The sequence below is a fragment of the Marilutibacter aestuarii genome (genome assembly GCF_006546775.1).
In the GTDB taxonomy this organism is placed as follows: domain Bacteria; phylum Pseudomonadota; class Gammaproteobacteria; order Xanthomonadales; family Xanthomonadaceae; genus Marilutibacter; species Marilutibacter aestuarii.
On record NZ_VICE01000060.1, the window covers coordinates 16,386 to 32,548 of the forward strand.

The window sequence follows — 16,163 nt, forward strand, 5'->3', positions numbered from 1 at the left end:
GGCCCGTCCTCCCCGGGGCGACGCTTGGATCCCTTGCCATGCACAGGGGTAGAGGCGCCCAAGTCCACGATTCGTGAAGGAACGCGTCTGAAACGCGCGGAGCGTTACTTGCGCTGTCATTGGCGTCTGGCTTGCCCCGAATGGATCAGCCAAACGTAGAATGAACAGGGTTTTGCGGGTGGCGACGGCGGCCGGGTCGCGATCCTTGCGTCCGTTGCCCATATCCGGCAATCGCGGAATTTTTGGGAGACCCATCACAATAATGGGAGTGATGAACGGGCGGTTACGACCGATGAACGGTAAGTCAAGGCATGTGGGCGGCCCGCGCGAACCGTGCGCCTGCACCGCCGGCTGCGCGGCGAGATGCGACGCGCCGCCGTCGGCCGGGGTGCGTCGGCACCGCCAGCGCACACGGCGATTGGTCGACCCAGGGGACGGAAACGCCCTCTGGGCCGCGCCGCCCGGGAGGCGATAGACTCGATCGCATGGATCATCAGATCGTCGCCCAGGCCCACCAGCTGCTCCGCCGCGGCGACGTGGGCGCCGCCATTCGCCAACTCGCCCCGGCGCTGCAGGCGTCAGCCCCGCAACCGCAATCGCTCCGCCTGCTGGCGCGCCTGGCCCTGCACCAGCAGGACACCGCCCTCGCCTCGCGTGCCTTGCAGACCGCCTTGGCGGCATGGCCCGACGACGCCGAACTGCATGCCCTGAGCGCTGCGGCGGCGAAGATCGCCGGCGATCCCGACGCCCTGGTGGGCGCTGCGCGCCGGGCGGTCGCGCTCGATCCCGGCGAGCCGCTGGCCACCGCCCTGCTGACCGAGGCGCTTCGCGATCGTTTGCAGGTCGGGGAGGCGATAGAGGTGGCCAGCGCCGGTCTGTCCCGACGGCCGGACGACTGGGGTACCCGGCTGGCGCGCGCCGACGCCCTGCAATTCGCAGGAGAGGCGGAGGCGGCCGAGCGCGACGCCCGCCATGCCGCGGGGGCCGGCGGTTCGCTGCAAGCGGTGCAGATGGCGTGTTCGACCCTGCTCTACCTCGATGAGCCCGGCCCGGACGTGCCCGCAGATCCGTCCCGTCCCGATGCCGAAACCGTGCTTGCCCGCCACCGCGAACTGTCGGCCAGGATGCCGCCGCTGCTGCTGCCGCCGCCACCGGGCAGCGGCGATGCCCCCGGCAGTCGCCCACTACGGGTAGCGCTGCTGTCGCCGGACCTGCGCCGCCATCCGGTCGGACAGTTCGTCGAACCGCTGCTGGCCGCCTGGGACCGCGAGCGCATCCGCCCCTTCTGCTACAACGACGGCTCGCCCGATGCCGCCACCGCGCGACTGCGGGCGCGCTGCAGCGACTGGCGCGACATCCGCGGCGAACACGACATGCGGGTCATCCAGCGCCTGCGCGAGGATCGCATCGACGTGCTGGTCGACCTCGCCGGGCACACCCATGGCAGCCGTCCGCAGCTGCTGGCCTCGCGCTGCGTGCCACGGCAGTTCGGCTACCTGGGCTATCTCTTCGACACCGGCCTGGACACCTGCGACGGGGTCATCGGCGACGCCTTCAACCTGCCGCCGGGTACCCCGTCGGCCCGACGCCCACTCCACGTTCCCGGCAGCTTCCTGTGCTACACGCCACCGGCGGACGCGCCCGCGGTGGCCCCGGGGACAGCGCGCGACGGCGTGGTCTTCGGCAGTTTCAACCATCTCGCCAAGCTCTCGCCCCGCACCGTCGCCCTGTGGAGCCGGACGGTCCTTTCCCTCCCCGGGGCGCGCCTGGTGCTCTGTGCGCTGGGCCTGGCCGATCCGGCGATCCGCACGCGCATCCAGGCACGCTTCGCCGCGGCGGGCCTGCCCGCGGACAGGCTCGAGCTGCGCCCGCCAGTGACGTCGGGGCTGCCGGCGTTCCTGGCGCAGTACGCGGACGTGGACATCGCCCTGGACCCGCTGCCGTTCAACGGCGGCACGACCACCTTGCAGGCCCTGTGGCAGGGCGTGCCGGTGTTGACCCTGCCGGGCGAGCGCATGGCCGCGCGCAGCGGGCTGTCGATCCTCGCGGGGGCGGGGCTGTCGGAGTGGGTGGCGGAGGACGAGGACGACTTCGTGGCCCGCGCCTGCCGCCTCGCCGACGACGGGCGGGCGCGCGCCGCATGGCGCCGGGGACTGCGGGATCGCCTGCGCGACGCCGGCAGCTGCGACGCAGCGCGCTTCGCGGATCGTTTTGCCCACCTGCTCGAGGACGCCGTGACTCGCTAGTCCGCCAACACTCGGGCCGTGGTCCGGGCTACCGGGTTACTGGACAGCCCCCGCCAGGGCGGCGTAGGTCGCGAATGCCAGCCACGATACGAGCCAGCGCATCCGCTGCCACATCTGGCGGCGGTGCAGGGAGCGGCGGCGGGCGATCCCGGATTCGTGGTGTCGCGCGTGTGGCAGGGGCATGTGCATGGCGTTCGATCCTCTGGCGGGCTTATCGCATGCGCTGGATCACTACCACGTGACGGCCGTGGCGGCCGGGACCGATCCGGGCGGCGACTCGCGCCGCCCGGATCGCCCTCGGGCCGGCAAACATCCCGGCCCACCCCCTGTTTCAGCCCTCGTAGGCCGACTCGCCGTGCGAGGTGATGTCCAGGCCCTCGCGCTCGGCTTCCTCGGGCACGCGCAGGCCGATCGTCGCCTTGACCAGCATGAAGGCGACTACCGAGACCACCGCCGACCAGACGATGGTGATGACGACGCTGAGCGCCTGCACGCCCACCTGCGAGCCGATCGAGAAATCGTCGCCGCCGGTGCCGCCCAGCGAGGGCGCGGTGAACACGCCGGTGAGGATCGCGCCGATGATGCCACCCAGGCCGTGCACGCCGAAGACGTCCAGCGAGTCGTCGGCATTGAGCAGTCGCTTGAGGCCGGTCACGCCCCAGACGCAGATCCCGCCGGCCAGCGCACCGATGACGATCGCCCCCATCGGCCCGACCGAACCGCACGCCGGGGTGATCGCGACCAGGCCCGCCACGACCCCCGAGGCGGCGCCGAGCACCGACGGCTTGCCCTTCAGCACGGCCTCCACGCCGCTCCATGCCAGCGCCGCCGCGGCCGGGGCCAGCAGGGTGTTGAGGAAGGCCAGGGTCGCGCCCGAGGTGGCCTCGAGGTTGGAGCCTGCATTGAAGCCGAACCAGCCCACCCACAGCAGCGAGGCACCGACCATGCAGAAGGTCAGGCTGTGCGGCTTGATGGCCTCGCGCCCGTAACCGGTGCGCTTGCCCACGAGCCAGGCACCCACCAGGCCGGCGACGCCGGCGTTGATGTGCACGACGGTACCGCCGGCGAAGTCCAGCGCGCCCTTGTCGAGCAGGTAGCCACCGGCGCCCCACACCATGTGCGCGATCGGCAGGTAGGCGAAGGTGAACCACAGCACCGAGAACACCAGCACCGCGCGGAACAGGATGCGTTCGGCGAAGGCGCCGACGATCAGCGCCGCGGTGATGCCCGCGAACGTCGCCTGGAAGGCGATGAAGGCGTACTCGGGCAGCTTCACGTTGTCGGTGAAGGTGTCGGCGAGCGAGTCCGGCGTGACACCGGCCAGGAACAGCTTGTCGAAGCCGGCGATGAAGGTGCCCTCCCCGCCGAACGCCAGCGAATACCCGTAGATCGCCCACAGCAGCACGATCACCGAGAACACCGCCAGCACCTGCATCAGCACCGAGAGCACGTTCTTGGCGCGCACCAGCCCGCCGTAGAACAGGGCCAGGCCGGGCACGGTCATCAACAACACCAGCAGGGTCGAGGTCATCAGCCAGGCGACGTCGCCCTTGTCGACGATCGGCGCGGCCGCCTCGGCCGCAGCGCTCGCGGCGTCGGCGGCCTGTGCCAGGTCGACCTCCTGCGCATGCGCGCCGCCGGCCAGGGCCAGCAGGGCGAAGGAAGCCGTGGCCGTGGCCACGCGGGTCCACGGACGGATGGAACGTGCCGGCGTTCCCCGGTGCGGCAGCGGGTTCAAGGCGTTCATCTCGGACCTCGTGGTGTCAGTGTCAAAGCGCGTCATCGTCAAGCTCCCCCGTGCGGATTCGGATCGTGGCCTCGAGATGGCTGACGAAGACCTTGCCGTCGCCTACCTTCCCGGTCCGCGCGCCGGCCTGGATGGCCTCCAGGGCGGCGTCGAGCATGGCGTCGGGCACGGCGCATTCGACCTTGAGCTTGGGCAGGAAATCGACGACGTACTCGGCCCCGCGGTAGAGCTCGGTGTGGCCCTTCTGTCGCCCGAAACCCTTGACCTCGGTGACGGTGATTCCGGACACGCCGACTTCAGTGAGCGCCTCGCGCACCTCGTCGAGCTTGAATGGCCGGATGATGGCGGTGATCAGTTTCATGCACATGCTCCGTAACGTTGTTGCGGTCTGTCGAAACGTGGGTCAGAACGACTTGGTGACGGCGAAGGTCCAGGTTTCGTCGGGGCCGATCAGGTCGTTGTCGTTGTAGGCGACGGCGATGTCGAAGCCGTTGTCGAAGCTCTTGCCCGCCCCGACCTTCCAGTACGCGTAGTCGCCGCCATCGACGTTCTCCACCCACTGCTTGCCCACGGCGGCGTCGAGCGACCACCCCGGCGCGACCTCCCAGCTCGCGCCCAGGTCGAGGGCGCTGCTTCCGTCGGAATCGGGGATGCCGAACAGGTCGGTCACCGCGTAGGAGTACTTCGCGGACAGGAACGACCACCCCACGCCGAAGTAGACCTCGGTGGTGTCGGCGCTGTTGAAGCCGGATGGATAGTCGCCGGGGTACCAGTAATAGATCGCGCCGACGTCGTAGCCGACGCCGCTGTCGCCGAAATCGCCCCGGTAGCCGAGGTAGCCGTCGATCTCGACCTGGCTGGAGATGTCAGGATCGGAATCCGACAGCCAGCTGATGCTGCTGCCCCATGCGCCGGCGTAGAAGCCGCTGTCGGCAGCGTATTCGATGCCGCCCTGCAGGGCCGGCTCTTCGTTGGTCTGGGTGATGCCGCGGAACAGGTAGTCACTGGTCAGCGTGATCGACCCGGAGACCTCCCCGGCCTCCGCGCGCGCCATCCCCATGGCGGCGAACATCGCCATCAGCAGCACCGATGGCATTCCCCTGGTCGCGAACTTGCTTGCAACGATCTTGGTGTGAGACGACATGACGCAGGCTCCTCATAAGCGGTGGCCCCTCCCGGTGTCATTGGTTCGTGCTCTGGCGGCGCCGGCGATCTTCGCGCCGTGCGCTTTTTCCGGGCCGCAGTGGGCCGCGGCGGGCATGGCCCGTCGTTCGAAGTCCTCCTGTCGTTGCAGGGCGGTCGTCCCGCCGGAACGGAAGCCACGGCCGGATCGTCGCCCGGTCCGTGGCTCCCCTTGAAGCAGCACGGCCGCATCCTTCGATGCGGCCGTGCGTGGTTCGATCAGTTGGCGTAGTACAGCTGGTACTCGAGCGGGTGGGTCGCGGCGCGGAACTTCGTGACCTCCTGCATCTTCAGCGCGATGTAGCCGTCGATGAAGTCATCGGTGAACACGCCGCCGGCCTTGAGGAACTCGCGATCCTTGTCCAGCGCCTCCAGCGCCTGGTCGAGGCTGTGGCACACGGTGGGGATGTTCTTCTCCTCCTCCGGCGGCAGGTCGTAGAGGTCCTTGTCGCTGGGCGCGCCCGGGTCGATCTGGTTCTTGATGCCGTCCAGGCCGGCCATCATCAGCGCGGCGAAGGTCAGGTAGCCCGACTGCATCGGATCCGGGAAGCGGAACTCGATGCGGCGCGCCTTCGGGTTGGACACGTACGGGATGCGGCAGCTGGCCGAGCGGTTGCGGGCCGAGTAGGCCAGCATCACCGGCGCCTCGAAGCCCGGGACCAGGCGCTTGTAGCTGTTGGTGGTGGCGTTGGTGAAGGCGTTGATCGCGCGCGCGTGCTTGAACACGCCGCCGATGTACCACAGCGCCATCTGGCTCAGGCCACCGTAGCCATCGCCGCTGAAGAGGTTGTTGCCCCCCTTGGCCAGCGACTGGTGGACATGCATGCCGCTGCCGTTGTCGCCGACGATCGGCTTGGGCATGAAGGTCGCGGTCTTGCCGTTGCGGAAGGCGACGTTCTTGATGATGTACTTCATCATCAGCAGTTCGTCGGCCTTCTTGACCAGCGAATTGAATTTGGTGCCGATCTCGCACTGCCCGGCATTGGCGACCTCGTGGTGATGGACCTCGACCTCGATGCCGACTTCCTCGAGGATCTTGCACATCTCGGCGCGGATGTCGTGCAGCGAGTCGACCGGCGCGACCGGGAAGTAACCGCCCTTGATGCCGGGACGATAGCCGCTGTTGCCGCCCTCGTACTCCTTGGCGGAGTTCCAGTGCGCTTCTTCCGAGTCAATGTGGAAGAACGTGTTGCCCATCTCGTTGGCGTAGCGCACCGAGTCGAAGATGAAGAACTCCGGCTCCGGGCCGAAGAAGGCCTGCTCGGCGATGCCGCTGGCCTTCAGGTAGGCCTCGGCGCGCTTGGCGACGCCGCGGGGATCGCGCGAGTACGACTGCATGGTGGCCGGATCGAGGATGTCGCAGGTCATCACCAGGGTCGGATCGGCGGTGAAGGGATCCAGGTAGGCCGTGCTCGGATCGGGCAGCAGCACCATGTCGGACTCGTTGATGCCCTTCCAGCCGTTGATCGACGAACCGTCGAACATCTTGCCGTCCTCGAACAGCGAGGCATCGACGATGGACTTCGGGTAGGTGACGTGGTGCTGCACGCCACGCATGTCGGCGAAGCGCAGGTCGACGAATTCGACCTTGTGGTCACGGACAAGCTTTTCGACATTCTCAAGCGACATGGGATTACGGCCTTCCAATTGGGGTGGATACCCAAGCTAACGCAAGGGCCGTGCCAAGCCGATGACGCCTGCAAGCCCCTGATTCGATTTAAAGTGGTTTCAAGAGAAACCCGTTTTCGCACCGGTTTGGTGCACCATTTCACACCCTCGCACCATGACGAGGCAGCGAGTCGACCGACCCCGGTTACACTGCCGAGGTTGGCAACCCGGCAGGAACACGCCCTCGATGGCCCGTAAATCCAAGGTGACCTCCCTCGATATCGCGGACCGCGCGGGCGTGTCCCAGGCCACCGTGTCGCGGGTGCTCTGCGGCAGTCCGCTGGTCAATGCCGAGACCCGCAAGCGGGTGGAGGAGGCGGTCCGCGAACTGAACTACAAGGTCGATCGCCACGCCTCGAGCCTGCGCACGCAGCGGTCGGGCACGCTCGCGCTGCTGCTGTTCGAGGACCCGACCCCGGACGACTCCCACATCAACCCCTTCTTCCTGTCGATGCTGGGTTCGATCACGCGCGCCTGCGCGCGCCACGGCCACGACCTGCTGGTCTCGTTCCAGCAGCTCTCCGACGACTGGCACGCCGACTACGAGGACAGCATGAAGGCCGACGGGCTGATCCTGCTCGGCTACGGCGACTACCTGGCCTACCGCGGCAAGCTCGACACCCTGGTCGAGCAGGGTACCCATTTCGTGCGCTGGGGCGCGGTGCTGCCGGGCCAGCCGGGGATCTCGATCGGCTGCGACAACCACCACGGCGGCCGCCTGGTCGGCGACCACCTCGCGGCACTGGGACGCAAGCGCATCGCCTTCCTCGGCGATGCCTCCAGCCACTACCCGGAGTTCTTCGACCGCTATCGCGGCTGCGACGCCGCGCTGCAGGCGCACGGACTGCGCATGGAGCCGGCGCTGCAGGTCGACGCAGTGAGCTCGGAGGAAGCCGGCTACGAGGCCGCACGCAGGCTGATGGCGCGGCAGGAGCCGTTCGACGCAGTATTCGCCGCCAGCGACCTGATCGCCATCGGTGCGATGCGCGCATTGACCGAGGCCGGCCATCGCGTGCCGGAGGACATCGCGGTCGCCGGCTTCGACGACATCCCCATGGCGCGCTTCGCACAGCCGGCGCTGACCACGGTCTACCAGGACACCTCGCGCGCCGGCGCCCTGCTGGTGGAGTCGCTGCTGGCCCAGATCCGCGACCGCCCGGTGCAGAGCACCACCCTGCCCGCGTCGCTGGTGGTCAGGCGCTCCAGCGGGGCGGGCTGAGCGCCCCTCGCCGGGGGCGGCCGGCACCGCGCCGGGCGTGGCTCATCGCGCGGGTCCGCCCAGGCGGTGGGCCATCGCCTGGTCGAGCGCCTCGCGCAGGTCATCGCGACGTGCCGGTGCATCGAGCACCCAGACTTCGACCCCATGCGCCGGCACCGTGTCGCGCAGCACGCCCCCCGCCTCGACCGCCTGCGTGCGGCCGGTCAGCGCCGCGCGCCAGGCGCCCGCCTGCAACCAGCGCGAGACCTCGAAGTCGGCGGCGGCATCGCCCTTGTTGAGCAGGACCAGCGCGAGCTGGGCGAAGCCGCCCTGCTGCAACACCCGGTAGAACACCGCCCGGTCTCCGTGCATCTGCACGTCGAGCTGCAGGCCCCGCTGCAGCGCCGGGGTGGCTTCGCGGACGCGCGCGATCCGGCGCAGGGACGCGTGGACCGGGTGGCCAGCTGCGGCGTCGATGCGGGCCTGGCCCAGGTAGTTGCGATTCCCAGCGTGCTCGGCGGCCCCGCGCATGAAACCGATTTCCGAGCCCTGGTAGATCACCGGGATGCCGCGCGCGGTGAACAGGAAGTTGTGCGCATCGATGAAGCCCTCGTCGCTGGCGTCCATCCGCGGCATGTCGTGGTTGTCGTAGAAGGTCATCAGTTCGTACGGGTTCGCATACGGACCGTCGGTGAGGTAGAGGCGCTCGGCGATCTTCTCGTAGCCCTGGCGCTGCCGGCCGAACACCGCGTCGATGCGCTCCTTGAGCGGGAAGTCCAGCACGCTTACCTCGCCCCCGCCGGGCCAGGTGAACGGCGCGATCTTGTCGGCGTCGTGGTCGAAGGCCTCGCCGAACATGAAGAAGCCCGGGTGTGCGGCGCGGATGCAGTCGCTGAAGCGCTGCCAGAATGCCGGCGGCATGTGCCGGATGGTGTCGATGCGAAAAGCGGCCGCGCCCTCGCCGATCCACTTGGAGTACGCCCGGCAGTAGTAGTCCAGCACGGCCGGGTTGCCGTCGTCGTTGTTGGACAGTTGCGCCAGGTCGGGCTCGTCGTGGAAGAAGCGGTGCAGGGGGTTGCCGGCCGGATCCAGGTCCGCCGGGGCCAGGTTCTGGTGGTCGGCGACGAGGCGGCCGTCCTCGTAGATCTCGCCGAACTTGGGCTGGTCGGCCGGCATCGTGAACGATGGCGAACCGTGGTTGCCGACGATGTCGAGCACGGTCTTCAGGCCATGCCCGGACAGGCCGGCGGTCAGGCCGGCGAAGTCGAGCCCGGGGCTGGGCAGGTGCTCGTCCAGGCGGAAGAAGTCCACGCCCCAGTAGCCGTGGTAACCGGTCTTGCCACGGTCCTTGAAGAACGCCTCGGACCCGATCGGATCGCCGCCGGTGAAGGCCTCGTCGGGGTTGTCGACGATCGGCGTCAGCCAGACCGCGCCGAAGCCCATGTCGGCGATGTAGCCGGCATTGTCGAGCAGGCCGCGGAAGTCGCCGCCCAGGTAGCCGATGTTCGCGCCGTTGGCGTCGCCCGGCACCGGCCGGTCGAAGGTCCGCAGCGCCGGATCGCCGCCGCCCTGGTCGCGCTGGTCGTTGGCCGGGTCGCCGTTGACGAAGCGGTCGGTCATCACGAAGTACACCGCATCCGAGGCGAAGGGCTCGAGCGTGCCGTAGTAGTCCGGGCGCAGGCTGGGCGCGGGCAGCGGCGACGGTGCAGGATCGGGGGCATGGGCGCAGGCGGCAAGCACCGCGGCCACCGTGGCGCCAAGCATGGCGCGCGACGCGCGGCTCATCGGGCCACCCCCGCCACCGGCGCGACCGGAGTGGCGACGCGGACCCGGAGCGTGAACAGGCCGGCGACCAGGAGGCTGGCGCCCCCGACCGCGAGCGCGTTGATCGGGGCGTCGCCGAGGAAATGCCGGAGCAGGAAACCCAGCAGGCTGGCCGCGACGAGCTGTGGGATCACGATGAAGAAATTGAACAGGCCCATGTACACGCCCATCTTCGCGGCAGGCAGGCTGTCGGACAACAGCGCGTATGGCAGCGACAGGATGGACGCCCAGGCGAAGCCCACGCCGACCATCGACAGCAGCAGCCAGTGCGGGTCGCGTATCCACAGGAAGGACAGCAGGCCCAGGCCGCCCAGGGCGAGGTTGACCAGGTGGCTGCCGCGCAGGCCCCAGCGCCGCACCATGAGCGGGATCGCGATCGCCGCGAGCGCGGCGAACCCGTTGTAGGCGGCGAACAGCACGCCCACCCAGTTGGCGCCGGCGTTGTAGGCCGCCGATCCGGTGTCGCTGCTGCCGAAGTGCACCCCGGTGACCGCACCGGTGGTGTAGATCCACATCGCGAACAGCGCGAACCAGGAAAAGAACTGCACCACCGCCAGCTGCACCATCGTCACCGGCATGTCGTAGAGATCATCGACGATGCGGGCGAAGCCACTGTCGCTGCCCACGCGCTGGCGCAACAGCATCGCCAGGCCCAGGGCCGCGACCAGGCCGCCAAGCACGGTCAGCGCACGGTCCAGGCCGAAGTGGAGGATCGCCGCGATCGCCGCCGCGCCCAGCACCAGGCAGGCAGTGCCCACGCGACCCAGCAGCACGTCGTTGCGCGGGCGTCGCGGCAGCGCCGGCGCTTCGTCCCAGCGCGCGTTGAGCTCGGGCGGGTACTCGCGCGTGCTGACCACGGTCCAGCCCACCGCCAGCAGCAGCACCGCACCGCCGAAGTAGAACGCGTAGCGCACCGTGGGCGGTACCTCGCCGGGGGCGGCGGTGTTGGCCACGCCCAGGTGCTCGAGCACGAACGGCAGCAGGCTGGCCACCACCGCGCCGACGCCGATGAAGAAGCTCTGCATGGCGTAGCCGCTGGCGCGCTGGCGCACCGGCAACTGATCGCCGACGAAAGCGCGGAAGGGCTCCATCGAGATGTTGATCGACGCATCGAGGATCCACAGCGTGCCCGCCGCCATCCACAGCAGCGGGGCGTTGGGCATGGCGAACAGGGCCAGCGTCGACAGCACCGCGCCGACCAGGAAATACGGCCGGCGGCGCCCCAGCCCGGTCCAGGTGCGGTCCGACAGGTAGCCCACGATCGGCTGCACCAGCAGGCCCGTCAGCGGCGCGGCGATCCACAGCATCGGGATGTCGTCCATCGACGCGCCCAGCGTCTGGAAGATGCGGCTGGCGTTTGCGTTCTGCAGGGCGAACCCGAACTGGATGCCGAGAAAGCCGAAACACATGTTCCAGATCTGCCAGAACGACAGGGCGGGCTTGGCCGGCGGGGTGGCGGGAAGCGATGCAGCTGGGTTCATGCAGGATCCTTGGTGGGCGTCGCGCGCGGCGCCGAATGAAGCGGTGGGTGGAGCCCCGGGACGGCAAGCCGTCCGCGGGATGCCAGGAACGCGGCGTCCGACTGTCTGCACGACGTTCCCGGCAGGCACGCGGACGCATTCGCCACGTCCGGCAAAAGCATGGACGCATGCTAGACAGGCATCGCACTGCAACATGGACGGTGCAAACGTATTCACGCCCCGCAGGGCCCGGTCACACGCGCCGCGGGCATCCCGGCATGGAATAGTGGCGTCCCGAAATGGATGGCCTGGGGACGGGAATGACAACGGCTTCATGGTGGCGCGGCGCGGTGATCTACCAGGTCTATCCGCGCAGCTTCCTCGATACCAATGGCGATGGCGTGGGCGACCTGCCGGGCATCGTCGAGAAGATCGACTACATCGCGCGCCTGGGCGTGGATGCGATCTGGATCTCCCCGTTCTTCAAGTCGCCGATGGCCGACTTCGGCTACGACATCGCCGACTACCGCGACGTCGATCCCCTGTTCGGCACGCTCGATGACTTCGATCGCCTGCTCGCGCAAGCGCACGCGCGCGGGATCAAGGTCATGATCGACCAGGTCCTGAGCCACACCTCCGTCGAGCACGCGTGGTTCCAGGAGAGCCGCCAGAGCCGGGACAACGACAAGGCCGACTGGTACGTCTGGGCCGACGCCCGCGCCGACGGCACGCCGCCCAACAACTGGCTGTCGATCTTCGGCGGCGTCGCCTGGCAGTGGGAGCCGCGGCGCGAGCAGTACTACCTGCACAACTTCCTGACCTCGCAGCCGGACCTCAACTTCCACTGCCCCGCGGTGCGGCAGGCCACGCTCGACAACGTGGCGTTCTGGCTCGATCGCGGCGTCGACGGCCTGCGCCTGGACGCGATCAACTTCTGCTACCACGACGCCCAGCTGCGCGACAATCCGGCCAAGCCCGCGCACCTGCGGGTGGGCCGCGGCTTCAGCGCCGACAATCCCTACGCATACCAGTACCACTACTACAACAACACCCAGCCCGAGACCCTGGAGTTCATGGAGGCCCTGCGCGCGCTGATGGACCGCTACCCGGACGTCGCGGCGCTGGGCGAGTTCTCGTCGGAGGACTCGCTGGCGACGATGGCCGAGTACGTCGGCCGGCAACGCCTGCACATGGGGTACAGCTTCGAGCTGCTGACCGACGACTTCAGCGTCGATTACATCCGCGGCACCATCGAGAACCTGGAAGCGAAGATGCCGCATGGCTGGCCGTGCTGGGCGATCTCCAACCACGATGTCGAGCGCGCGGTGAGCCGCTGGGGCGGCGGCGAGGCCTCCGACGCGCTGGCCGCCCAGCTGGTGGCGCTGGTGTGCTCGCTGCGCGGCTCGGTCTGCCTGTACCAGGGCGAGGAGCTGGGCCTGGTCGAGGCGGACGTGCCCTACGAGGCCCTGCAGGATCCCTACGGCATCTCCTTCTGGCCCAACTTCAAGGGGCGCGACGGCTGCCGCACCCCGCTGCCGTGGACGGACGGCCACAACGCGGGCTTCAGCACGGGCTCGCCCTGGCTGCCGATCCCGGAAGCGCATCGCGCGCGCAGCATCGAAGCCCAGGAACAGGACCCCGCCTCGGTGCTCAACCTGAGCCGGCGTTTCCTGGCCTGGCGGCGCGATCTGCCGACCCTGGTCGAAGGCAGCATCCGTTTCCTCGACACCCGCGAGCCGGTGCTGGCCTTCGTGCGCGAGCACGGGGCGGATGCGCTGCTGGTGGCCTTCAACCTCTCCGCCTCGGACGTCGACTGGCGCCTGCCCGACGACATGGAGGCCAGCGCGCTCGACGGCCACGGCCTGGTCGCCGGCACGCTGGACGCGGGCGAGCTTCGCCTGCCCCCACGCGGCGTGTTCTTCGCCCGCCTGTCCTGAGCCCGCCACGCGCACTCGCGCCTTTATCTTCCGACACGGGAGTCGCCATGCCCTGCCTCCGCCTGCCCCGCCTTGCCCTGCTCGTGTTCCCGGCGCTGTTCGCCAGCTTCGGCGCGCATGCCGAGACCGTGGCCCACGTCGATTCGCCGGGCAAGGTGCTGCGGGTCGAGCTGGACCTCAGCGAGGGGCGCCTGGCCTATCGCGTCCTGCGCCTGGGCGAGCCGGTGATCGACGACTCGCGCCTGGGCTTCCGCCTGCGCGAGGGCGGCACGCTGGAGCGCAACCTGTCGCTGGTGTCCACCAATACCACCAGCGCCGACACGACCTGGGAGCAACCCTGGGGCGAGAACCGCTTCGTACGCGACCACCACCAGGAACTGCGCGCGCGCTTCGCCGAGACGATCGCCCCGCACCGCCGCTTCGACGTCGTCGTGCGCGTGTTCGACGACGGCCTGGGCTTCCGCTACGAGTTCCCGGAGCAGCCCGGCCTTGCACGGGCCACCATCGACGACGAACTGACCGAGTTCGCGGTCCACGCTCCGGCCACCGCATGGTGGATCCCCGCCGGGGAATGGAACCGCTACGAGTACCTCTACCAGCGCACGCCGCTGGACGCGGTCACCCAGGCGCATACGCCGATGACGGTCCGCACCGACGACGGCCTGCACATCGCCTTCCACGAGGCCGCCCTGGTCGACTACGCCGGCATGTGGCTGCGCCGCGCGGAGGGCCAGCGCTTCCGTGCCCAGCTGGCACCGGCCTCGGAGGGCTGGAAGGTCCGTCGCACCCTGCCGTTGGCCACGCCCTGGCGGACGCTTCAGATCGCCGACAGCGCGGCTGCCCTCTACGCCGCGTCGGACATCACCCTCAACCTCAACGCGCCCAACCGGCTCGGCGACGTCGGCTGGTTCAAGCCGGCCAAATACGTCGGCATCTGGTGGTCGCTGCACCTGGAGCAGGAGAGCTGGGCGACGGGCCGTAAGCACGGCGCGACCACGGCCAACACGAAGCGCTACATCGACTTCGCCGCCAAACACGGCTTCCGTGGCGTGCTGGTCGAAGGCTGGAATCCGGGGTGGGACGGCCAGTGGTTCGGCAACGGCTACGACTTCGACTTCACCCGCGCCACCCCGGACTTCGACATCGAGGCGCTGTCGGCCTACGCCGCGACCAGGGGCGTGCACCTGATCGGCCACCACGAAACCGGGTGTGCGGTCAGCCACTACGAAGACCAGATGGAGGCCGCCTTCGCGCTCAACGCTCGCCTGGGCATCGATGTGGTCAAGACCGGCTACGTCTGCGACGCCGGGCAGATCGAACGTCGCGACGCCAACGGCGACATCGTGCGCGAATGGCACGACGGCCAGTGGAACGCGAACCACCACCTGCGCGTACTGGAAGCCGCCGCACGCCATCGCGTCGCGATCAACGCGCACGAGCCGATCAAGGACACCGGCCTGCGCCGCACCTGGCCGAACTGGGTGTCGCGCGAAGGCGCCCGCGGCATGGAGTACGCCGCCTGGGCGAAGCCGACCAACCCGCCCGAGCACGAAGCCAACCTGGTGTTCACGCGAATGCTCTCCGGCCCCATGGATTACACCCCGGGCATCCTCAGCCTGCAGGGCCGCGGCCAGCCCATCCAGACCACCCTGGCCAAGCAGCTCGCGCTGTACGTGGTGATCTACAGCCCCGTGCAGATGGCCGCCGACCTGCCGGAAAACTACGAGAAGCACCTCGACGCCCTGCGCTTCATCGAAGACGTTCCCGCGGACTGGGCCCAGACCCGCGTGGTCGACGGCGAAATCGGCGACTTCGTCACCTTCGCCCGCAAGGACCGCGCAAGCGAGGACTGGTACCTGGGCAGCGTCACCGACGAGCAGGGCCGCGTCCTCCAGGTCCCGCTGTCCTTCCTCGAACCCGGCCGCCGCTACACCGCCCAGCGCTACCGCGACGGCGACGGCGCGCACTGGCGCGACAACCCGACCGCATTCGTGCGGGAAGAGCGCGACGTCACCAGCGCCGACACGCTGACCGTGAAGCTCGCCCCCGGCGGCGGCGAGGCCATCCGCTTCGTCGCCCACTGAAAGAGGACCGTGGACAGGCGGGAGGCCACGACCGCGGCGGATGCGGCGAAGACGACGGCCCGTAGCGTCCAGGCCCCTGGCCGGGCGCCGGGCTCGCGAGCGAATCCTCTGCAAGCCCCCTCACGGCAGGGCGGCGATTCGCCTCCAATTGGCACCCCAAATATGAGTGTCCCGTCGAGATCACCCCGAATTCGCCTGATAGCCAGGACACATGCCGGGACACCTTACGGCAACATCCCGCTAACCCATTGATGCAACGGGCGTTGCGCGATTGACGCCGCGCTCTCCGAGCACCGAGAATCCGTTATCACCCCATATTTGGGGTCTACTTGGTGTTAGGCCGCGTATGCAGATCACGGATGACCAAACAGATTCACAGTCCTTAGCCGATCTCGGCTCAGTTGCAGTTCGGCTGCTTTGCTCAGGCGATTTCGGCAATTTGGCTGTGCAGTTCGGCTACGCCCTGGCTTATGACCGCGACCCGGCTACCGCGATCCGTGAGGAGCTTGTGCTTAGCCTTTTGGACCTCGGAGCTTCCGCTCTTGGTCCGCCACCTGCTCAAGCTCCGGCCGTTAGCTACTTCAAGCCAAATGACACAGGGTTGTTCGCTCTCGTTGAGCAGCGCATTCCCACAGACAATACTGGGCATGTTCTACTTGAGCTGATCGTTAGCTCGCAGGGATCGGACAAGCATGTTGTGCTGGAGCAGGTCAGTGCCGCGGCCTAACAATTCCGTAGGGAGCTTCCCGTCAACCCGGGGCGCATGACGTCCTTGCCTTGAGCTTGAGGCTTGGCTGTTTCCTCGTTGTAGTGGGTG

General features: G+C 68.7%; 11 protein-coding genes. 5 read left to right on the forward strand and 6 right to left on the reverse strand.

Annotated features, from left to right (window positions below; translation table 11 throughout):
• Window positions 1–485 precede the first annotated feature (485 nt).
• Window positions 486–2,246 (forward strand): O-linked N-acetylglucosamine transferase, SPINDLY family protein, encoded by a 1,761-nt coding sequence (locus FKV25_RS06410; RefSeq protein WP_170218565.1) that lies wholly within the window; start codon window positions 486–488, stop codon window positions 2,244–2,246.
• Window positions 2,247–2,577: 331 nt separating this feature from the next.
• On the opposite strand, the gene FKV25_RS06415 is transcribed toward FKV25_RS06410, so the two are convergent.
• From FKV25_RS06415 to glnA, 4 genes are all read right to left on the reverse strand, one after another.
• On the reverse strand, window positions 2,578–3,993 hold the full coding sequence (locus FKV25_RS06415; RefSeq protein WP_141517960.1) for an ammonium transporter: 1,416 nt from the start codon (window positions 3,991–3,993) through the stop codon (window positions 2,578–2,580).
• Between the two features lie 22 nt (window positions 3,994–4,015).
• Window positions 4,016–4,354: a P-II family nitrogen regulator gene (locus FKV25_RS06420; RefSeq protein ID WP_141517961.1), complete on the reverse strand. Its 339-nt coding sequence runs from the start codon at window positions 4,352–4,354 to the stop codon at window positions 4,016–4,018.
• A 42-nt stretch (window positions 4,355–4,396) separates the two neighbouring features.
• Complete coding sequence (locus FKV25_RS06425; protein WP_141517962.1) at window positions 4,397–5,137, reverse strand: TorF family putative porin; 741 nt, start codon at window positions 5,135–5,137, stop codon at window positions 4,397–4,399.
• A gap of 257 nt (window positions 5,138–5,394) precedes the next feature.
• Window positions 5,395–6,804, reverse strand: coding sequence for a type I glutamate--ammonia ligase (gene glnA / locus FKV25_RS06430; protein ID WP_141517963.1), 1,410 nt, complete (start codon window positions 6,802–6,804; stop codon window positions 5,395–5,397).
• A gap of 226 nt (window positions 6,805–7,030) precedes the next feature.
• Between glnA and FKV25_RS06435 the strand changes: the two genes are divergently transcribed.
• Window positions 7,031–8,062 (forward strand): LacI family DNA-binding transcriptional regulator, encoded by a 1,032-nt coding sequence (locus FKV25_RS06435; RefSeq protein WP_141517964.1) that lies wholly within the window; start codon window positions 7,031–7,033, stop codon window positions 8,060–8,062.
• A 42-nt stretch (window positions 8,063–8,104) separates the two neighbouring features.
• Here FKV25_RS06435 and FKV25_RS06440 read toward each other — a convergent pair whose 3' ends face one another.
• Window positions 8,105–9,826 (reverse strand): alpha-amylase family glycosyl hydrolase, encoded by a 1,722-nt coding sequence (locus tag FKV25_RS06440; protein WP_141517965.1) that lies wholly within the window; start codon window positions 9,824–9,826, stop codon window positions 8,105–8,107.
• A complete protein-coding gene (locus FKV25_RS06445) occupies window positions 9,823–11,346 on the reverse strand; it encodes an MFS transporter (RefSeq protein ID WP_141517966.1) in 1,524 nt (507 codons plus the stop codon). Before FKV25_RS06445 ends, FKV25_RS06440 begins: the two co-directional genes overlap by 4 nt.
• A 299-nt stretch (window positions 11,347–11,645) precedes the next feature.
• Here FKV25_RS06445 and FKV25_RS06450 point away from each other — a divergent pair, with 299 nt between their 5' ends.
• From FKV25_RS06450 to FKV25_RS06460, 3 genes are all read left to right on the forward strand, one after another.
• Window positions 11,646–13,262, forward strand: a complete 1,617-nt coding sequence (locus tag FKV25_RS06450) for an alpha-glucosidase family protein (RefSeq protein WP_141517967.1) — start codon at window positions 11,646–11,648, stop codon at window positions 13,260–13,262.
• A 47-nt stretch (window positions 13,263–13,309) separates the two neighbouring features.
• Window positions 13,310–15,346, forward strand: coding sequence for a glycoside hydrolase family 97 protein (locus FKV25_RS06455; RefSeq protein ID WP_141517968.1), 2,037 nt, complete (start codon window positions 13,310–13,312; stop codon window positions 15,344–15,346).
• Window positions 15,347–15,692: 346 nt separating this feature from the next.
• Entirely contained in the window at window positions 15,693–16,073 is a 381-nt protein-coding gene (locus FKV25_RS06460; RefSeq protein WP_141517969.1) for a hypothetical protein, read from the forward strand.
• The last annotated feature ends 90 nt before the right edge of the window (window positions 16,074–16,163 follow it).

Excerpts from the sequence above, each read along its gene's own strand:
- FKV25_RS06410 (WP_170218565.1), top strand. The coding sequence starts at position 486 with ATGGATCATCAGATCGTCGCCCAGGCCCACCAGCTGCTCCGCCGCGGC.
- FKV25_RS06415 (WP_141517960.1), bottom strand. The coding sequence starts at position 3,993 with ATGAACGCCTTGAACCCGCTGCCGCACCGGGGAACGCCGGCACGTTCC.
- FKV25_RS06420 (WP_141517961.1), bottom strand. The coding sequence starts at position 4,354 with ATGAAACTGATCACCGCCATCATCCGGCCATTCAAGCTCGACGAGGTG.
- FKV25_RS06425 (WP_141517962.1), bottom strand. The coding sequence starts at position 5,137 with ATGTCGTCTCACACCAAGATCGTTGCAAGCAAGTTCGCGACCAGGGGA.
- glnA (WP_141517963.1), bottom strand. The coding sequence starts at position 6,804 with ATGTCGCTTGAGAATGTCGAAAAGCTTGTCCGTGACCACAAGGTCGAA.
- FKV25_RS06435 (WP_141517964.1), top strand. The coding sequence starts at position 7,031 with ATGGCCCGTAAATCCAAGGTGACCTCCCTCGATATCGCGGACCGCGCG.
- FKV25_RS06440 (WP_141517965.1), bottom strand. The coding sequence starts at position 9,826 with ATGAGCCGCGCGTCGCGCGCCATGCTTGGCGCCACGGTGGCCGCGGTG.
- FKV25_RS06445 (WP_141517966.1), bottom strand. The coding sequence starts at position 11,346 with ATGAACCCAGCTGCATCGCTTCCCGCCACCCCGCCGGCCAAGCCCGCC.
- FKV25_RS06450 (WP_141517967.1), top strand. The coding sequence starts at position 11,646 with ATGACAACGGCTTCATGGTGGCGCGGCGCGGTGATCTACCAGGTCTAT.
- FKV25_RS06455 (WP_141517968.1), top strand. The coding sequence starts at position 13,310 with ATGCCCTGCCTCCGCCTGCCCCGCCTTGCCCTGCTCGTGTTCCCGGCG.
- FKV25_RS06460 (WP_141517969.1), top strand. The coding sequence starts at position 15,693 with ATGCAGATCACGGATGACCAAACAGATTCACAGTCCTTAGCCGATCTC.